Here is a 19,202-nt window from a genome sequence, read left to right as displayed (position 1 = left end):
GCAGGGAGGTCTACCCCTTAATACCTGAGATGTTAAATTTTGCCGTGGTTATTGTACGATGAAATGAAAATATCATTAAAAATCATATTATTATGAATTTTTAAAATCTACCGCTTTGGTGGTATTTGGCCTAACCCCACCCCTGAAAGTCCCTCGTCGTCTTGATCGTTATCAATTCTCCTCCTCTTTCAGAGCGTTACCTTCGCTGCAAATCAGCAATGTCGATTTAGAGAGCCACAGGCTCCACACAGGAGATACCCGATGAGCAAATTTTTGGACCGGTTTCGCTACTTCAAACAGAAGGGTGAAACTTTTGCCGATGGGCACGGCCAGGTTCTGGATACCAACCGGGACTGGGAAGACGGTTACCGTCAACGCTGGCAGCATGACAAAGTTGTCCGTTCTACCCACGGCGTAAACTGCACTGGCTCATGTAGCTGGAAGATTTTCGTTAAAAACGGTCTGGTGACATGGGAAATGCAGCAGACCGACTATCCGCGCACCCGCCCGGATATGCCGAACCACGAACCGCGCGGCTGCCCGCGTGGCGCCAGCTACTCCTGGTATCTCTATAGCGCTAACCGTCTGAAATACCCGCTGATGCGTAAGCGTCTGATGAAAATGTGGCGTGAAGCGAAAGTGCAGCACAGCGATCCGGTTGATGCCTGGGCGTCCATCATCGAAGATGCGGATAAAGCGAAAAGCTTTAAGCAGGCTCGCGGCCGCGGTGGCTTTGTTCGTTCCTCCTGGAAAGAGGTGAACGAGCTGATTGCCGCCTCTAACGTCTACACTGTCAAAACCTACGGCCCTGACCGCGTGGCAGGCTTCTCGCCGATCCCGGCGATGTCGATGGTCTCTTACGCCTCCGGCGCGCGCTATCTGTCACTGATCGGCGGCACCTGTCTGAGCTTCTACGACTGGTACTGCGACCTGCCGCCTGCGTCTCCGCAGACATGGGGCGAGCAAACCGACGTGCCGGAATCTGCTGACTGGTACAACTCAAGCTACCTCATCGCCTGGGGCTCTAACGTTCCGCAGACCCGTACCCCGGACGCGCACTTCTTTACCGAAGTCCGCTACAAAGGGACCAAAACCGTTGCGATCACCCCGGACTACGCGGAAATTGCCAAACTGTGTGATCTGTGGCTGGCACCGAAACAGGGTACCGACGCCGCGATGGCGATGGCGATGGGCCACGTTATGCTGCGCGAATTCCACCTCGATAAACCAAGCCAGTATTTCTCAGACTATGTACGTCGCTACACCGACATGCCGATGCTGGTGATGCTGGAAGAGCGTGACGGTTACTACGCCGCTGGCCGTACGCTGCGCGCCGCCGATCTGGTGGACGCGCTGGGCCAGGAAAATAACCCTGAATGGAAAACCGTTGCGTATAACAGCAACGGCGAGCTGGTGGCACCTAACGGCTCTATCGGCTTCCGCTGGGGTGAGAAGGGCAAGTGGAACCTCGAACAGCGTAACGGTACCACCGGTGAAGAGACGGAACTGCGTCTCAGCATGCTGGGCAGCCAGGACGAGATCGCCGAGGTCGGCTTCCCGTACTTTGGAGGCGAAGGATCAGAGCACTTCAACAAGGTTGAACTGAAAAATGTTCTGATGCATAAACTGCCGGTTAAACGCCTGCAGCTGGCTGATGGCTCAACGGCGCTCGTCACTACCGTTTACGATTTGACCATGGCGAACTACGGTCTGGAACGGGGTCTGAATGATGAAAACTGCGCAACCAGCTATGACGACGTAAAAGCCTACACCCCGGCATGGGCGGAGCAGATCACCGGCGTTCCTCGCGCACAGATTACCCGTATCGCCCGTGAATTTGCAGAAAACGCGGATAAGACGCACGGTCGCTCAATGATCATCGTCGGCGCGGGTCTGAACCACTGGTATCACCTCGATATGAACTATCGTGGCCTGATCAACATGCTGATCTTCTGCGGCTGTGTCGGTCAGAGCGGCGGCGGTTGGGCCCACTACGTAGGCCAGGAAAAACTGCGTCCGCAGACCGGCTGGCAGCCGCTGGCGTTTGCTCTTGACTGGCAGCGTCCTGCACGTCACATGAACAGTACCTCGTACTTCTATAACCACTCCAGCCAGTGGCGCTACGAGACGGTTACCGCGCAGGAATTGCTGTCGCCAATGGCGGATAAATCCCGCTACAGCGGCCACCTGATTGACTTCAACGTCCGCGCTGAGCGCATGGGCTGGCTGCCGTCTGCGCCGCAGCTGGGGACTAACCCGCTGCGCATCGCGAAAGAGGCGAAAAAAGCAGGAATGTCACCGGTGGATTACACCGTTAAGTCCCTGAAAGACGGCTCAATCCGTTTCGCGGCTGAACAGCCAGAGAACGGCAAAAACCATCCGCGTAACCTGTTCATCTGGCGCTCCAACCTGCTGGGCTCGTCCGGTAAAGGTCACGAGTACATGCTGAAATACCTGCTCGGTACCGAGAACGGTATCCAGGGGAAAGATCTCGGCAAGCAGGGTGGCGTGAAGCCGGAAGAGGTGGAATGGAAAGACAACGGTCTGGACGGCAAGCTGGATCTGGTGGTGACCCTCGACTTCCGTCTGTCCAGTACCTGCCTGTATTCCGATATCGTGCTGCCAACCGCGACCTGGTACGAAAAAGACGACATGAATACCTCGGATATGCATCCGTTTATTCATCCGCTGTCTGCCGCGGTTGACCCGGCGTGGGAGTCGAAAAGCGACTGGGATATCTACAAAGATATCGCGAAGAAATTCTCTGAAGTGTGCGTCGGGCATCTGGGCAAAGAGACCGACGTGGTGACGCTGCCAATCCAGCACGACTCCGCGGCAGAGCTGGCGCAGCCGCTGGACGTCAAAGACTGGAAAAAAGGCGAATGTGACCTGATCCCGGGCGTGACCGCGCCGCACATCATTCCGGTGGAGCGTGATTACCCGGCGACGTACGAGCGATTTACCTCTATCGGTCCGCTGATGGAGAAAATCGGTAACGGCGGGAAAGGGATTGCCTGGAATACCCAGAGCGAAATGGATCTGCTGCGTAAGCTCAATTACACCAAAGCGGACGGCCCGGCGAAAGGCCAGCCAATGCTGAACACGGCGATTGATGCCGCAGAGATGATCCTGACCCTGGCGCCGGAAACAAACGGCCATGTGGCGGTGAAGGCGTGGGCAGCGCTGAGCGAGTTTACCGGTCGTGACCACACGCATCTGGCAACGAATAAAGAGGAAGAGAAAATCCGCTTCCGCGATATTCAGGCCCAGCCGCGCAAGATTATCTCCAGCCCGACCTGGTCAGGACTTGAAGATGAGCATGTCTCCTATAACGCCGGTTACACCAACGTTCACGAGTTGATCCCATGGCGCACGCTGTCCGGTCGTCAGTCCCTGTATCAGGATCACCAGTGGATGCGTGACTTCGGTGAAAGCCTGCTGGTGTACCGTCCGCCAATCGACACCCGCTCCGTAACCGCTGTTATGGGCGCGAAATCCAACGGTAACCCTGAAAAGGCGCTGAACTTCCTGACGCCGCACCAGAAGTGGGGGATCCACTCGACCTATAGCGACAACCTGCTGATGCTGACGCTTTCGCGCGGCGGTCCGATTGTCTGGATGAGCGAGACGGATGCCAAAGATCTGGGTATTGAAGATAACGACTGGATCGAGGTGTTTAACAGCAACGGTGCCCTGACGGCGCGTGCGGTGGTGAGCCAGCGCGTACCGGCCGGGATGACCATGATGTACCACGCGCAGGAACGTATCGTTAACCTGCCGGGGTCAGAAATCACCGAACAGCGCGGCGGGATCCACAACTCCGTGACCCGTATTACGCCGAAGCCGACCCATATGATCGGGGGCTATGCGCAGCTGGCCTACGGCTTTAACTACTACGGCACAGTAGGATCGAACCGCGATGAGTTCGTGGTGGTACGTAAGATGAAGAACATTAACTGGTTAGACGGCGAAGGTAATGACCAGGTACAGGAGAGCGTAAAATGAAAATTCGTTCACAAGTCGGCATGGTGCTGAATCTGGATAAATGCATCGGCTGTCACACCTGCTCGGTCACCTGTAAAAACGTCTGGACCAGCCGTGAAGGTATGGAGTACGCCTGGTTCAACAACGTGGAAAGCAAGCCGGGTACCGGCTTCCCGACCGACTGGGAAAACCAGGAGAAGTGGAAGGGCGGTTGGATCCGTAAAATCAACGGCAAGCTGCAGCCGCGCATGGGTAACCGCGCGATGCTTCTGGGGAAAATCTTCGCTAACCCGCATCTGCCGGGCATTGAGGATTACTACGAGCCGTTTGACTATGACTACCAGAACCTGCACAACGCGCCGGAAAGTAAACACCAGCCGATCGCGCGTCCTCGCTCGCTGATCACCGGCAAGCGCATGGACAAAATTACCAGCGGTCCAAACTGGGAGGAGATTCTGGGCGGCGAGTTCGAAAAACGCGCCAAAGACCAGAACTTCGAGAACATGCAGAAGGCGATGTACGGCCAGTTCGAAAACACCTTCATGATGTATCTGCCGCGCCTTTGCGAGCACTGCCTGAACCCGGCGTGCGTGGCGACCTGCCCAAGCGGCGCCATCTACAAGCGTGAAGAGGACGGCATCGTCCTGATCGACCAGGACAAATGCCGCGGCTGGCGTATGTGCATCACCGGCTGCCCGTACAAAAAAATCTACTTCAACTGGAAGAGCGGGAAATCAGAGAAGTGCATCTTCTGCTACCCGCGTATCGAAGCAGGTATGCCAACCGTCTGCTCCGAAAGCTGCGTAGGCCGTATCCGCTACCTCGGCGTGCTGCTGTATGACGCAGACGCGATTGAAAATGCCGCGAGTACCGAGAACGAGAAAGATCTGTATCAGCGTCAGCTTGACGTGTTCCTTGACCCGAACGATCCGAAAGTCATTGAGCAGGCGCTGAAGGACGGTATTCCACAGAGCGTTATCGACGCGGCGCAGCAGTCGCCGGTGTATAAAATGGCGATGGACTGGAAGCTGGCTCTGCCGCTTCATCCGGAATACCGCACGCTGCCGATGGTCTGGTACGTGCCGCCGCTGTCGCCAATCCAGTCTGCTGCCGATGCAGGCGAGCTGGGCAGCAACGGCATTCTGCCGGACGTCGAGAGCCTGCGTATCCCGGTTCAGTATCTGGCAAACCTGCTGACCGCAGGGGATACCCAGCCGGTACTGCTGGCGCTGAAACGTATGCTGGCGATGCGTCACTTTAAGCGTGCGGAAACCGTTGATGGCGTTAACGATACCCGCGCGCTGGACGAGGTCGGTCTGACTGAAGCGCAGGCCCAGGAGATGTACCGCTACCTGGCAATTGCCAACTATGAAGACCGTTTCGTGGTGCCGAGCAGCCACCGTGAACTGGCTCGCGAGGCCTTCCCGGAGAAAAATGGCTGTGGCTTTAGTTTTGGCGACGGTTGCCATGGGTCAGACAGCAAATTCAACCTGTTTAACAGCCGCCGCATCGACGCCATGGATGTGACCAGCAAAACGGAGCCGCACCAATGATTGAACTCGTCATTGTTTCGCGTCTGCTCGAGTATCCGGATGCTGCGCTTGCGCAGCATCAGCAGGAGCTTTTTGATGCACTCGCTTCATCTGAAAACCTGGATAAAGAGGATGCCCAGACGCTGGGCGTTTTCCTCCGCGACCTGTTAGCGCGCGATCTGCTCGACGCGCAGGCGGACTACAGCCAGCTGTTTGACCGTGGCCGTGCAACGTCGTTACTGCTGTTCGAACACGTTCATGGTGAATCCCGCGACCGGGGTCAGGCGATGGTGGACCTGATGGCACAGTACGAGCAGCACGGCCTGATGCTCGACAGCCGCGAGCTGCCGGACCATCTGCCGCTGTACCTGGAGTATCTGGCTCAACTGCCGAAAGACGAGGCGCTGGGCGGTCTGCAGGACATCGCGCCGATCCTGGCGTTGCTCAGCGCGCGTCTTCAGCAGCGTGAGAGCCGCTATGCGGTGCTGTTCGACCTGCTGATGAAGCTGGCAAACGCCGCTGTCGACAGTGAAAAAGTGGCGGAGAAAATCGCGGATGAAGCCCGCGATGATACCCCGCAAGCGCTGGATGCGGTCTGGGAGGAAGAGCAGGTGAAATTCTTTGCTGAGCAGAGCTGCGGCGAGTCTGAAATCTCCGCTCACCAGCGTCGTTTTGCCGGGGCGGTCGCTCCGCAATATTTGGATATCTCTAACGGAGGACGGCACTAATGCACTTCCTGAATATGTTCTTCTTTGACATTTACCCGTATATCGCGGGCACCGTGTTCCTGGTGGGAAGCTGGCTGCGTTATGACTACGGCCAGTACACCTGGCGTGCTGCCTCCAGCCAGATGCTGGATCGTAAGGGGATGCACGTCGCGTCTAACCTGTTTCATATCGGGATCCTCGGGATTTTTGCCGGGCACTTCCTCGGGATGCTGACCCCGCACTGGATGTACGAAGCGTGGCTGCCGATTGAGGTGAAACAGAAGATGGCGATGATCGCGGGCGGTGCCTGCGGCGTGATGACCCTCGTCGGGGGCCTGCTGTTGTTGAAACGTCGTCTGTTCAGCCCGCGTGTGCGGGCAACGACCACCGCGGCGGACATCCTGATCCTTTCCCTGCTGGTGGTGCAATGCGCGCTGGGTCTGCTGACCATTCCGTTCTCGGCGCAGCATATGGACGGCAGTGAAATGATGAAGCTGGTCGGCTGGGCGCAGTCCGTGGTGACTTTCCACGGTGGCGCGTCCGAACACCTGGACGGCGTGGCGTTTATCTTCCGCGTTCACCTGGTGCTGGGGATGACGCTGTTTGTGCTGTTCCCGTTCTCCCGTCTGGTACACATCTGGAGCGCGCCGGTGGAGTACCTGACGCGCAAGTATCAGATTGTGCGTGCCCGTCGCTAATTCACCGTTTTAATACCAACCCCGCACTCGCGGGGTTTTTTTTCGCCCCAGCCCAGGTTGTTGCCCGCCGCGGCAAACAGGATTAACGCGCCACCCGCCAGCTGCGTCAGGTTCAATGCGTGTCCGAACACCAGATTATCTACAATAATTGCCACCACCGGATAGATAAACGACAGGGAGCCGGTCACCGGCGTTGGCAGTTTCTGGATCGCGCTATACAGCAGTTGATACATAATACCGGTATGGACGATGCCCAGCGTCAGCAAGATCGGCCAGGGAAAATCGCCGGAGAGCGACGGCTGGCTGGCAAAAGGCAGCAGCATCACCACGCCGGTCAGCACCTGGATAAAAGCGATATGCTGTGGGGCGATTGTTTTGAGTTTGCGCGCAATGATTGCCGTCAGCGCATAGAAGAAGGCCGCGGCCATGGCCAGACCAACCCCTGCGAGCCATTTACTGTTATGGGCTCCGGTCAGCTCGCTGGAGAGCAATATCACCACTCCGCCAAAGGCGAGGAACAGCCAGCCCCATTTTACCAGGCTGACGCGCTCACCTAAAAACATCCCCATCAATACCAGCATAAACGGCTGGGTGTTATATACCACGGTAGACAGGCCAATAGAGATACGTTCGTAAGCGGCGAAAAGCAGTAGCCAGTTCACAACTAATGCCACACCCCCGAGAATCGCCAGCATCAGCGTGGTGCGGCTGAGGGGACTAAAGGGCTTTTGACTGACCCGGATAAAAATAAAAAGTGTTATGGCCCCAATAAGACAGCGCCAGAAGACCACTTCCGTGACGGGCAGACCGGAGAGTAAAACAAACGCACCGATAGAGCCGGAAATTAACATCGCCAGGCTCATTTGCCAGACGCCTTTATGGAAATCACGCATTATCCACCTCCTGATTTAATGACCTTATTGTCGAAAATCGCTGTCGGGTTTTACAGGGGTGATATAAGGTGAAAGAGAGTGATGACTTTTTAAAATGAGGCAAAATCGATGGAAAACCTTCTCGATGAGATCGACAGACACATATTAACCTGCCTGGTTGAAGATGCGCGCATGTCGCTGAAGGTGCTCAGTGGCCGTATCGGTTTGACCTCACCCAGCACGGCGGAACGGCTGAAAAGGCTGGAAGAACGCGGTGTGATTCAAGGATATCGTGCGCGGGTGAATCTGGCGGCGTTGGGATATACGCTGCAGGCGCTGGTGCGCGTGCGGCCGCTGCCTGGGTTGCTGCATAAAGTCGATAAGTACATTCAGGCGATGCCGGAGTGTATTGAGAGCGACAAAGTGACCGGGGAAGATTGCTTCGTGATCAGGCTGGTGGTGCGCTCGATAGAGCAACTGGATGTGTTGCTGGACGGGCTGGCGGAACATGCGCAGTGTAATACGTCGATTGTGAAGAGTTCGCCGGTGAAGCGACGATTGCCACCGATGTAGCTGCCTGTCGCCGGGTGGCGGCTGCGCCTTACCCGGCCTACAACGGCGGATTCGGTTTTTTATGTTGGGGAATGATGGTGGTGGGGGAAGGATTCGAACCTTCGAAGTCGATGACGGCAGATTTACAGTCTGCTCCCTTTGGCCGCTCGGGAACCCCACCAGGGGTAATTCACATTTTGAGGTAATGCTGAGAGATGGTGGTGGGGGAAGGATTCGAACCTTCGAAGTCGATGACGGCAGATTTACAGTCTGCTCCCTTTGGCCGCTCGGGAACCCCACCACGGGGTAATGCTATTTACTGGCCCGCTTCCTGCTGGAAGCGGGGCGCATCATATCAAATGACACGCCCCTGTAAAGCGTTACCACAATAAAAATAAACTGGTTGCCTGATTTTTACGCGCAAAGCTGGAAAGCTAACCAGTTCATTTCATTGTCGATTAAAGAATAATCGTTCTGTTACCGTAGACAAAGACACGCTGTGCCAGCACCTGATACAGCGCACGGCTTAACACATTTTTCTCAACGTCGCGGCCTGCGCGCATCATGTCTTCAGCCGTGTAGGTGTGATCCACGTGAATGACGTCCTGCATGATGATTGGGCCTTCGTCCAGATTGTCATTCACGTAGTGCGCGGTCGCGCCGATGATCTTCACGCCGCGCTCGTACGCCTGATGGTAAGGGCGGGCACCAATGAAGGCTGGCAGGAATGAGTGGTGAATATTGATGATCTTGTTCGGGAAACGCGCCACGAAAGAGGGCGTCAGCACGCGCATATATTTCGCCAGCACCACGTAGTCCGGATTATGCGCTTCAATGGCTTCAGCCATCAGGTTGTCATGCTCTTCACGGGTATGGCCTTCATGGCTCACCAGTTCAAACGGAATATCAAACCGTTCAACCAGCGTACGCAGGGTCTCGTGGTTGCCGATAACCGCGGCGATTTCAACATCCAGACCGCCGTAATTGGCTTTCATTAACAGATCGCCCAGGCAGTGAGCTTCTTTCGTCACCAGAATCACAACGCGGCGACGGCCCGCTGGATTCAGCTCACGCACTGAACCTTCCGGCAGCGCGCTGTCCAGATCGGCAAGCAGGGTGGTGTCGTTGAAAATACCTTCCAGTTCGGTTCGCATGAAGAAACGACCGGTACGGTGGTCAACGAACTCGTTGTTCTGCACGATATTCAGTTCATGTTTGTAGCAAATGTTGGTAATTCGTGCGATCAGCCCTTTTTGATCGGGACAGATAGTGCGCAGAACTTTACGTTGTAATGATTGCATCGCCGGGAAATCCTGTTTGTATTTGCGAAGTCTGGGTTGTCAGGCGTTACTGCCCGCAACACTTTTTAAATTTTTTACCTGAACCACAAGGGCAGGGATCGTTACGACCAAACTGTGGGCGCGTACCGTCAATATAATACCATTGCCCGCTTTCCTTTAAGAACCGGGAACGCTCGATAATGGCGCCAGGTTTATTGTTCTCGGTAAAGCGGGCGACAAAGCTGACAAAGCCTTCGTCGTCGTGACTGCCGGGTGACGATTCAAAGACGGTAAGTCCTAGCCATTGGGTATGAGTAAACCCGGCTTCGATCTCTTGTCTGAAGTCGGCGGCGTGGCAGGATGGGTGCCAGGTTTTTATCAGGTAGTCTGCGTCTTTGATCACAAAAGCAGTATACCGTGAACGCATGAGGTGTGACGGGTCCGGTGCAACCTGATTGCCAGAAAGATATCGCTGGCAACATAGGCTATACTCCAGAGCGCTACCACAGGGGCAGAGTTGAGACACGATTCTCTTCCTGGAATAAAAAATAAGGGCGTTAAACGCCTCGGGTAGCACTATGTTAACTGAGCTGTTGCGTTGACGCTATGTCAGGAATCCAGGGGAAGTAAAACAGGGCTAATGAGAAAGGTTAAAATTGGACTGGCGCTGGGCTCAGGTGCAGCCCGGGGATGGTCCCACATCGGCGTGATTAATGCCTTAAACAAGATGGGCATTGACGTCGATATCGTTGCGGGATGTTCCATAGGATCGCTTGTCGGCTCCGCGTATGCGTGCGGCAAACTCCCGGAACTCGAAACCTGGGTACGTTCCTTCAGCTACTGGGACGTGCTTCGCCTGATGGATCTCTCCTGGCAGCGCGGTGGACTGTTGCGCGGCGAACGCGTCTTTAACCAGTTCCGCCAGGTTATGCCTCTTCAGGACTTCACGGATTGTCAGATGCCTTTCGGTGCCGTCGCGACGAATCTCAGCACCGGACGCGAACTCTGGCTGACCGAAGGAGATATTCACCTTGCGGTGCGTGCCTCATGCAGCATTCCCGGGCTTATGGCACCTGTCCCCCGTAACGGTTATTGGCTTGTCGATGGTGGCGTCGTTAATCCTGTTCCCATCTCTCTGACGCGTGCCATGGGGGCCGATATCGTGATTGCCGTGGATTTGCAGCACGATGCTCACCTGATGCAGCAAGACCTTATGCCGGTCAATCTCCAGAGCGAAGATGCCGAAGGCGAGAAGCTTGCCTGGCACGCGCGTTTGCGTGGAAGGATTGGGCGTCTGGCCGCACGACGCTCGGTCGCCGCACCGACGGCGATGGAAATCATGACCACCTCTATTCAGGTTCTTGAGAATCGCCTTAAACGTAACCGTATGGCTGGCGATCCTCCGGATATTCTTATTCAGCCATACTGTCCACAAATCTCTACCCTTGATTTCCATCGGGCTGAGGCCGCCATCGCAGCGGGCTCATTAGCCGTCGAAAAGAAAATAGACGAGTTGCTGCCTTTTGTGCGAACAGCACGTTAAGCACCTTTTTTTGACTACTTCAGCAAAATCTGACAGGCGATAGTACCGATAGCATGCCACTATTTAGTAACTATCAGCCAGGGGAGGAACCATGACGCAGCCATTGGCCGGAAAACACATTTTGATTGTTGAAGACGAGCCCGTTTTCCGATCGCTACTGGATTCATGGTTATCCTCACTGGGCGCAAACACGTTACTGGCTGAAGATGGCATCGACGCGCTGGAAAAAATGACCAGCATTGCGCCCGATCTGATGATTTGCGATATCGCGATGCCGCGCATGAACGGACTGAAACTGGTTGAACATCTGCGTAACGAGGGTGACCAGATGCCCATTCTGGTGATCTCTGCGACAGAAAATATGGCGGATATCGCCAAAGCATTGCGCCTTGGCGTCCAGGATATCCTGCTTAAACCCGTTAAAGATCTGAACCGGTTACGTGAAACGGTATTAGCGTGCCTCTATCCGAATATGTTTAATTCCCGCGTTGAGGAAGAGGAACGTCTTTTCCAGGACTGGGACGCGCTGGTAAGTGATCCGCCTGCAGCAGCCAAACTGTTGCAAGAACTTCAGCCACCCGTTCAGCAGACTATTTCACACTGCCGCGTAAATTATCGCCAGCTGGTGGCGGCTGACCAGCCTGGGCTGGTGCTGGATATTGCGCCACTGTCTGACTCTGATCTCGCGTTTTATTCTCTGGACGTAACCCGTGCAGGGGATAATGGCGTATTAGCCGCGTTGTTACTTCGTGCGCTATTTAACGGTTTATTGCAGGAACAGTTATCGCATCAGGGACAACGGCTTCCTGAGTTAGGCAGTTTACTCAAACAAGTAAACCAGCTTTTTCGTCAGGCCAATTTACCGGGACAGTTCCCGCTGCTGGTGGGTTATTACCATAGCGGTTTAAAAAATCTTATCCTCGTTTCAGCAGGTCTGAATGCGTCACTGAATACGGGCGAACACCATATTCAGGTGAGTAACGGTGTACCGCTTGGAACACTGGGTACGGCGTATCTTAATCAAATTAGCCACCGTTGTTCCTCATGGCAGTGCCAAATTTGGGGGGCTGGGGGAAGGCTACGCTTAATGTTGTCCACGGAATAAGCAACTGGAGCGTAATTTTAAGATTGCTTTACCTCTGTTTTCTCGGGAGTGCTACTATCGCAGCCCAGAATCATGCGTATTTGTCCTAATTGATCGGCAACGCGTTCTTTTCAGACCCGGACTGCAGGGCGAGGCTGATATACTCAACGCGTTATTTATTGCATAAAAGTTCAAAACTTGAACAAATCAGGAGAATTTGAATGGCTGCCCTAAATTCGAAAGTCAGAAAGGCCGTCATCCCGGTAGCGGGATTGGGGACCAGGATGTTACCAGCAACTAAGGCGATTCCTAAAGAGATGTTGCCTCTGGTTGATAAGCCATTAATTCAGTATGTCGTCAATGAGTGTATTGCAGCCGGCATCACTGAAATTGTGCTGGTTACGCATTCATCAAAAAACTCTATCGAAAACCACTTCGATACAAGTTTTGAACTCGAAGCCATGCTGGAAAAACGTGTTAAGCGTCAGCTGTTAGAAGAAGTTCAGTCTATTTGCCCTCCGCACGTCACCATTATGCAGGTGCGTCAGGGGCTGGCTAAAGGCCTGGGTCACGCGGTGATGTGTGCACACCCGGTTGTCGGTGATGAGCCGGTAGCGGTTATTCTGCCTGACGTTATTCTGGATGAATACGAATCCGATCTTTCCCAGGACAACCTGGCAGAGATGATCAAGCGTTTCGATGAAACGGGTAGCAGCCAGATCATGGTTGAGCCTGTTGATGACGTGACGGCTTACGGCGTGGTTGACTGCAAAGGCGTTAACCTTGAACCCGGCGAAAGCGTACCCATGGTTGGCGTTGTAGAGAAGCCTAAAGCCGACGTAGCGCCTTCTAATCTGGCGGTTGTGGGTCGCTATGTCCTGAGTGCTGAAATCTGGCCTCTGCTGGCGAAAACGCCTCCAGGCGCAGGGGATGAAATCCAGCTGACCGATGCTATCGATATGCTGATCGAGAAAGAGACCGTTGAGGCTTACCATATGAAAGGTAAGAGCCATGACTGCGGTAATAAGCTCGGTTATATGCAGGCTTTCGTTGAATATGGCATTCGCCACAATTCACTGGGTGAAGAATTTAAAGCCTGGCTCAATGAGAGTATGGGTATTAAGAATTAACCCCCCGGTGTAAATGTCTGAAACCGGTGTGGCGTTGCCCACCGGTTTTTTTATGCCCATAAAACGCCCCGGGGTGCCTGATTGTAAGCATAGCTATATCGATGAATAACGCTTTATGACGTTGTGTAAGAGGATGTTTGTAATAAATTGCGGCCAAAAAAAATCCCGCCAGAAGCGGGATTTTTCTGAATTCGGCGTGATTAATCCTTGATCAGGAAGTCATCCAGCTGTTTACCTTGCTCATCCATAGCTTTCTTGATTACAGCAGGAGTGCGGCCCTGGCCAGTCCAGGTTTTAGTTTCGCCGTTCTCATCAACGTAGCTATATTTAGCAGGACGCGCAGCGCGTTTTGCTTTGGTACCGGTTTTAGCTGCAGCCATGCTGTTCAGCAATTCATTTGGATCGATACCATCAGCAATCAGCATTTCACGATATTGCTGCAGTTTACGAGTACGCTCTTCGATTTCAGCAGCAGCAGCGCTTTCTTCTTCGCGACGTTCATTAACTACAACTTCTAATTTTTCCAGCATTTCTTCGAGCGTTTCAAGGGTACATTCTCTTGCCTGCGCACGAAGAGTACGGATGTTGTTCAGAATTTTAAGTGCTTCGCTCATTGTAGTAATCTCAAACTTATAATGGGGGGTGGTTTGTTGTCCTAATAATAGAGCCATAAATTCAGTTGTGCAATAGCCAGGAATGTAAGGAATTCAAAAAATACTAAATAAAGCCGCTATTATTAATTACGCTAACTTAAATTTCCTCTTCGACTGTGTGTCGCTTGTTATCACGTTAACCTGCTTAACCCCGCCGATTGCATCTTTTTTTTGTGACATTTACCGCAGGAATTATAGTTTCGGCGGATAAATATCAGCCTTTTGTATTAGTTCCAGGCTGGGGTGTTAAGGCAGGAATAGTTAATAAATAGTGAATTTTAATGAACGCTGATGCCACTATAAAAAGAAGTGTTATGTTTGGCTCACCCTATAACATATTCACAAATGAGCTTATCTTTACTCTCTGTTTTAACGGATTATTTTCGTCAGAAGTAGCTGTTTTACACCTTTCAGCAAGGCATCTTCTGTGCGGCCTGTCGCGGAAGACCAGACAAAATATGGTACAATGAATCATCGGTAATATTACACATTGATTAGGGTTTTACGGCCAATGGCACAGCTTTATTTCTACTATTCGGCAATGAATGCCGGCAAATCTACCGCACTGCTGCAATCCTCATACAATTACCAGGAACGAGGGATGCGTACCGTTGTTTATACCGCTGAAATCGACGACCGCTTCGGTGCCGGAAAGGTGAGTTCAAGAATAGGCCTGTCTTCGCCAGCCAGATTGTTTAACCCGCAATCTGACCTACTGAATGACATCCGCGCTGCGCATGCGTCAGAGCCTATTCATTGCGTTCTGGTTGATGAGAGCCAGTTCCTGACGCGTGAACAGGTTCATGCGCTCTCCGAAGTGGTGGATGAGCTGGATATTCCCGTTCTGTGCTACGGACTGCGTACGGACTTTCGCGGGGAGCTGTTTGCCGGGAGCCAGTATCTGCTCGCCTGGTCAGATAAGCTCGTGGAACTGAAAACTATCTGCTTCTGCGGACGTAAAGCCAGCATGGTGCTTCGACTCGATCAGGCCGGAAAACCTTATGCAGATGGGGAGCAGGTGGTGATAGGCGGCAATGAACGTTATGTCTCGGTCTGTCGTAAGCATTATAAAGAAGCGCTGTCAGTCGGCTCTCTGACGGCGATTCAGCACGACAACAGAAAATAACCTCTTTGGTATTCAGACATAAAAAAACCCGCCTTCCAGGCGGGTTTTTTCATCAGGCTGTCAGTTAAGCGCTTTTCTTCGCTTTCTTGTCAGCTTTAATGACAGGTACTTCTGTTTTCACAGCAGCAACGTCACCTTCTTTGAACTCACGACCGTAGTAGGTATCCAGCAGAATCTGTTTCAGCTCGGAGATCAGTGGGTAGCGCGGGTTAGCACCAGTACACTGGTCATCGAATGCATCTTCAGACAGCTTGTCTACGTGAGCGAGGAAGTCAGCTTCCTGAACGCCTGCTTCACGGATAGATTTAGGAATACCCAGTTCAGCTTTCAGGCTTTCCAGCCATGCCAGCAGTTTCTCAATCTTCGCAGCAGTGCGGTCGCCCGGTGCGCTCAGACCAAGGTGGTCAGCGATTTCAGCATAACGACGGCGCGCTTGCGGACGGTCGTACTGGCTGAAAGCCGTCTGCTTGGTAGGGTTGTCGTTGGCGTTATAACGGATAACGTTGCTGATCAACAGGGCGTTCGCCAGACCGTGAGGAATGTGGAACTGTGAACCCAGTTTGTGCGCCATAGAGTGGCAAACACCCAGGAAGGCGTTCGCAAACGCGATACCGGCGATAGTGGCTGCACTGTGGACACGTTCGCGCGCTACAGGGTTCTTAGAACCTTCGTTGTAAGACGCTGGCAGGTTTTCTTTCAGCAGTTTCAGTGCCTGCAGAGCCTGACCGTCAGAGAACTCAGATGCCAGAACAGAAACGTAAGCTTCCAGAGCGTGAGTCACAGCATCCAGACCACCGAAGGCACACAGTGATTTCGGCATTTCCATAACCAGGTTGGCATCAACGATAGCCATATCTGGGGTCAGTGCGTAGTCAGCCAGTGGGTATTTCTGACCGGTTGCATCGTCAGTTACTACTGCAAATGGCGTGACTTCTGAACCCGTACCGGAAGTGGTGGTGACGGCGATCATTTTCGCTTTCACGCCCATTTTCGGGAACTTGTAGATACGTTTACGGATGTCCATAAAGCGCAGCGCCAGTTCTTCGAAGTGGGTTTCTGGATGTTCGTACATAACCCACATAATTTTCGCGGCGTCCATTGGGGAACCACCACCCAGAGCGATAATCACATCTGGTTTGAAGGAGTTCGCCAGTTCAGCACCTTTACGCACCACGCTCAGTGTTGGGTCAGCTTCAACTTCAAAGAACACTTCAGTTTCAACGCCAGACGCTTTCAGAACAGAGGTGATCTGGTCAGCGTAGCCGTTGTTGAACAGGAAACGGTCAGTCACGATGAGCGCACGTTTGTGGCCATCAGTAATCACTTCATCCAGCGCGATTGGCAGAGAGCCACGGCGGAAGTAGATAGATTTCGGAAGTTTGTGCCACAACATGTTTTCAGCTCGCTTAGCAACGGTTTTCTTGTTGATCAGGTGTTTTGGACCAACGTTTTCAGAGATGGAGTTACCACCCCAGGAACCACAACCCAGAGTCAGGGAAGGTGCGAGTTTGAAGTTGTACAGGTCACCGATACCACCCTGAGAAGCAGGGGTGTTAATCAGGATACGGGCAGTTTTCATCATCTGACCGAAGTGAGCAACACGTTCAGGCTGGTTATCCTGGTCGGTGTACAGGCAAGAGGTGTGACCGATACCGCCCATGGCAACCAGTTTCTCGGCTTTCTCTACCGCGTCTTCAAAATCTTTCGCACGGTACATGGCAAGCGTAGGAGACAGTTTTTCGTGAGCAAACGGCTCGCTTTCGTCGACAACTTTTACTTCACCGATCAGGATCTTGGTGGTTGCCGGAACAGTAAAGCCTGCGAGTTCAGCAATTTTATAGGCGGGTTGACCTACGATAGCGGCGTTCAGTGCGCCATTTTTCAGAATGATGTCCTGAACCGCTTTCAGCTCTTTACCCTGCAGCATGTAGCCGCCGTGGCTGGCGAAACGCTCGCGTACAGCGTCGTATACGGAATCAACCACAACAACAGACTGTTCAGATGCACAGATAACGCCGTTATCGAAGGTTTTAGACATCAGTACAGAAGCAACGGCACGTTTGATATCAGCAGTTTCGTCTATAACAACAGGGGTGTTACCCGCGCCAACACCGATGGCAGGTTTACCGGAGCTGTATGCAGCTTTAACCATGCCAGGACCACCGGTCGCCAGGATCAGGTTAATGTCAGGATGGTGCATCAGTGCGTTGGACAGCTCAACGGAAGGTTGGTCGATCCAGCCAATCAGATCTTTTGGTGCGCCTGCGGCAATCGCAGCCTGCAGAACGATATCTGCTGCCTTGTTGGTCGCATCTTTTGCACGTGGATGTGGAGAGAAGATAATTGCGTTACGCGTCTTCAGGCTGATCAGAGATTTGAAGATAGCCGTTGAAGTTGGGTTAGTCGTTGGAACAATACCGCAGATAATACCGATAGGTTCAGCGATGGTGATCGTGCCGAAGGTGTCGTCTTCAGACAGCACGCCACAGGTTTTCTCATCTTTATAGGCGTTGTAGATATACTCTGAAGCAAAGTGGTTTTTGATCACTTTATCTTCAACGATACCCATGCCAGATTCGGCAACGGCCATTTTAGCGAGAGGGATTCGAGCATCTGCAGCAGCCAGAGCGGCAGCGCGGAAGATTTTATCAACCTGTTCTTGGGTGAAATTGGCATATTCACGCTGGGCTTTTTTAACGCGCTCGACGAGGGCGTTCAGTTCAGCGATATTAGTAACAGCCATAATGCTCTCCTGATAATGTTTAAACTCTTTTAGTAAACCAGCGCTCGATACGTCAGACAGTATAGACAGTGCCAATACGACTTGCGTTACATAAAGTAAAACAAAGGGTTACTTTATGCTCCAGCGCACTAATTTACTAAAAGAGCCTTACCTTAGCATCATCCCTTTTTGACAGGTGACCTTCCTGGGGGCGTAATCAAGATTACTCACTTCTGAGTACGGGAAACATGATCTGCGTCAATTTCTCCCCAAGCTGATACCTTTCAGCAGGGTTATTTCATGGATATTTTTCCACTGTTAATTAATTAAGTAACTATTTGAAGTGGCGGCATCAATGATTCAACATATGTTTAACATTCTGAAATGCTAACGTTTTGGCACAGATTTCTGGTGAAGTATGCTAATAAAAAGCGTATCTTCAGCGCGATTTTTCATGACAACATTGTCAGTCCCGGGCATGTGCAAAGGCGGAGCAAAACGTGATCCAAACGCTCTTTGATTTTCCAACGTATTTCAAATTTTTTATCGGTTTGTTTGCCCTGGTTAACCCGGTGGGTATCATTCCTGTCTTTATTAGTATGACGAGTTACCAGACGGCGGCGGCCCGGAACAAAACCAATCTCACCGCTAACCTGTCTGTGGCGATCATCTTGCTCACCTCGCTTTTCCTGGGGGATGCCATTCTCCAGGTCTTCGGTATCTCCATCGACTCCTTCCGCATTGCGGGTGGGATCCTGGTGGTGACCATCGCCATGTCGATGATCAGCGGTAAGCTGGGCGAGGACAAACAGAACAAGCAGGAGAAGTCAGAAACCGCGATACGCGAAAGTATCGGCGTGGTTCCGCTGGCGCTACCCTTGATGGCAGGGCCCGGTGCCATCAGTTCAACCATTGTCTGGGGTACGCGTTACCATAGCCTCATGCACCTGATTGGCTTTTCTGTCGCCATTGCTGTTTTTGCGCTCTGCTGCTGGGGGGTATTTCGTATGGCGCCCTGGCTGGTTCGCTTGCTGGGACAGACGGGGATTAACGTCATCACCCGTATTATGGGGTTGTTGTTGATGGCGTTAGGGATCGAATTCATTGTCACCGGTATTAAAAGCATTTTCCCCGGCTTGCTACACTAATATTTCGAATGAAAGAACGGAGCTACGGCTCCGTTTTTTTTACGTGAATATCAGCAAATCATATAACTAAAGTTGAAATGCTTACATATCATAATAAATTCTACTAATAATGTTCATCTCTTTTATTTCAAAGGGTTATGAATTTCGCACAATCCCGCCTGCACAGAAAAT

15 protein-coding genes and 2 tRNA genes are annotated in these 19,202 nt (G+C 52.6%); 10 read left to right on the top strand and 7 right to left on the bottom strand.

All coding sequences use genetic code 11. The features are described 5' to 3' along the window. Nucleotides 1-261: 261 nt before the first annotated feature. The 4 genes from L3068_RS13135 to narI are packed head-to-tail and all read left to right on the top strand — an operon-like array spanning nt 262 to nt 6,921. The gene (locus L3068_RS13135) at nt 262-4,005 is read left to right on the top strand and encodes a nitrate reductase subunit alpha (protein WP_117580380.1); all 3,744 of its coding nucleotides are present in this window, start codon (nt 262-264) and stop codon (nt 4,003-4,005) included. Beyond that, nucleotides 4,002-5,537 (top strand): nitrate reductase subunit beta, encoded by a 1,536-nt coding sequence (gene narH, locus L3068_RS13130; protein ID WP_063943228.1) that lies wholly within the window; start codon nt 4,002-4,004, stop codon nt 5,535-5,537. Before L3068_RS13135 ends, narH begins: the two co-directional genes overlap by 4 nt. Continuing rightward, nucleotides 5,534-6,244, top strand: coding sequence for a nitrate reductase molybdenum cofactor assembly chaperone (gene narJ, locus L3068_RS13125; RefSeq protein WP_014884175.1), 711 nt, complete (start codon nt 5,534-5,536; stop codon nt 6,242-6,244). Before narH ends, narJ begins: the two co-directional genes overlap by 4 nt. Next, nucleotides 6,244-6,921 (top strand): respiratory nitrate reductase subunit gamma, encoded by a 678-nt coding sequence (narI, locus tag L3068_RS13120; protein ID WP_023330579.1) that lies wholly within the window; start codon nt 6,244-6,246, stop codon nt 6,919-6,921. Before narJ ends, narI begins: the two co-directional genes overlap by 1 nt. On the opposite strand, the gene L3068_RS13115 is transcribed toward narI, so the two are convergent. After that, nucleotides 6,918-7,814 (bottom strand): DMT family transporter, encoded by an 897-nt coding sequence (locus L3068_RS13115; protein WP_063433948.1) that lies wholly within the window; start codon nt 7,812-7,814, stop codon nt 6,918-6,920. The two genes, narI and L3068_RS13115, sit on opposite strands and share 4 nt — an antisense overlap. Nucleotides 7,815-7,922: 108 nt before the next feature. Here L3068_RS13115 and L3068_RS13110 point away from each other — a divergent pair, with 108 nt between their 5' ends. Beyond that, a complete protein-coding gene (locus L3068_RS13110) occupies nt 7,923-8,366 on the top strand; it encodes an Lrp/AsnC family transcriptional regulator (protein ID WP_032636269.1) in 444 nt (147 codons plus the stop codon). 75 nt (nt 8,367-8,441) lie between these two features. Here L3068_RS13110 and L3068_RS13105 read toward each other — a convergent pair. The 4 genes from L3068_RS13105 to L3068_RS13090 form a co-directional block, all read right to left on the bottom strand. After that, a tRNA-Tyr gene (locus tag L3068_RS13105) sits at nt 8,442-8,526 on the bottom strand. A 35-nt stretch (nt 8,527-8,561) separates the two neighbouring features. Beyond that, nucleotides 8,562-8,646 (bottom strand) — tRNA-Tyr (locus L3068_RS13100). A 157-nt stretch (nt 8,647-8,803) separates the two neighbouring features. After that, nucleotides 8,804-9,646: a formyltetrahydrofolate deformylase gene (gene purU, locus L3068_RS13095; protein WP_014884171.1), complete on the bottom strand. Its 843-nt coding sequence runs from the start codon at nt 9,644-9,646 to the stop codon at nt 8,804-8,806. A 46-nt stretch (nt 9,647-9,692) separates the two neighbouring features. Continuing rightward, nucleotides 9,693-10,151 carry a YchJ family protein gene (locus tag L3068_RS13090; RefSeq protein ID WP_023330576.1) on the bottom strand — a complete coding sequence of 153 codons (459 nt, stop codon included), beginning with the start codon at nt 10,149-10,151 and terminating at the stop codon, nt 9,693-9,695. 114 nt (nt 10,152-10,265) lie between these two features. Between L3068_RS13090 and rssA the strand changes: the two genes are divergently transcribed. The 3 genes from rssA to galU all read left to right on the top strand — a co-directional run bounded on the left by rssA (nt 10,266) and on the right by galU (nt 13,382). Beyond that, nucleotides 10,266-11,168 (top strand): patatin-like phospholipase RssA, encoded by a 903-nt coding sequence (gene rssA, locus L3068_RS13085; protein WP_117580378.1) that lies wholly within the window; start codon nt 10,266-10,268, stop codon nt 11,166-11,168. A gap of 91 nt (nt 11,169-11,259) precedes the next feature. Further along, nucleotides 11,260-12,273, top strand: a complete 1,014-nt coding sequence (gene rssB / locus L3068_RS13080) for a two-component system response regulator RssB (RefSeq protein WP_014884168.1) — start codon at nt 11,260-11,262, stop codon at nt 12,271-12,273. Between the two features lie 200 nt (nt 12,274-12,473). After that, nucleotides 12,474-13,382 (top strand): UTP--glucose-1-phosphate uridylyltransferase GalU, encoded by a 909-nt coding sequence (galU, locus tag L3068_RS13075; RefSeq protein ID WP_117580376.1) that lies wholly within the window; start codon nt 12,474-12,476, stop codon nt 13,380-13,382. Between the two features lie 200 nt (nt 13,383-13,582). Here galU and hns read toward each other — a convergent pair whose 3' ends face one another. Continuing rightward, nucleotides 13,583-13,996 (bottom strand): histone-like nucleoid-structuring protein H-NS, encoded by a 414-nt coding sequence (gene hns, locus L3068_RS13070; protein ID WP_008502781.1) that lies wholly within the window; start codon nt 13,994-13,996, stop codon nt 13,583-13,585. Nucleotides 13,997-14,546: 550 nt separating this feature from the next. On the opposite strand from hns, the gene tdk reads away from it, so the two are divergent. Next, entirely contained in the window at nt 14,547-15,161 is a 615-nt protein-coding gene (gene tdk / locus L3068_RS13065; protein WP_045135478.1) for a thymidine kinase, read from the top strand. A 64-nt stretch (nt 15,162-15,225) separates the two neighbouring features. Here the strand turns inward: tdk and adhE are convergent, their stop codons facing one another. Continuing rightward, nucleotides 15,226-17,904 (bottom strand): bifunctional acetaldehyde-CoA/alcohol dehydrogenase, encoded by a 2,679-nt coding sequence (gene adhE, locus L3068_RS13060; RefSeq protein WP_117580374.1) that lies wholly within the window; start codon nt 17,902-17,904, stop codon nt 15,226-15,228. A 479-nt stretch (nt 17,905-18,383) separates the two neighbouring features. On the opposite strand from adhE, the gene L3068_RS13055 reads away from it, so the two are divergent. Beyond that, the gene (locus tag L3068_RS13055) at nt 18,384-19,031 is read left to right on the top strand and encodes a YchE family NAAT transporter (protein WP_014884164.1); all 648 of its coding nucleotides are present in this window, start codon (nt 18,384-18,386) and stop codon (nt 19,029-19,031) included. Nucleotides 19,032-19,202: the final 171 nt, after the last annotated feature.

This window comes from Enterobacter cloacae complex sp. ECL414 (genome assembly GCF_021869685.1).
Classification (GTDB): domain Bacteria; phylum Pseudomonadota; class Gammaproteobacteria; order Enterobacterales; family Enterobacteriaceae; genus Enterobacter; species Enterobacter kobei.
The sequence above is the reverse complement of the archived record's forward strand: the minus strand, read 5'-3'. Positions and strand labels throughout refer to the sequence as shown.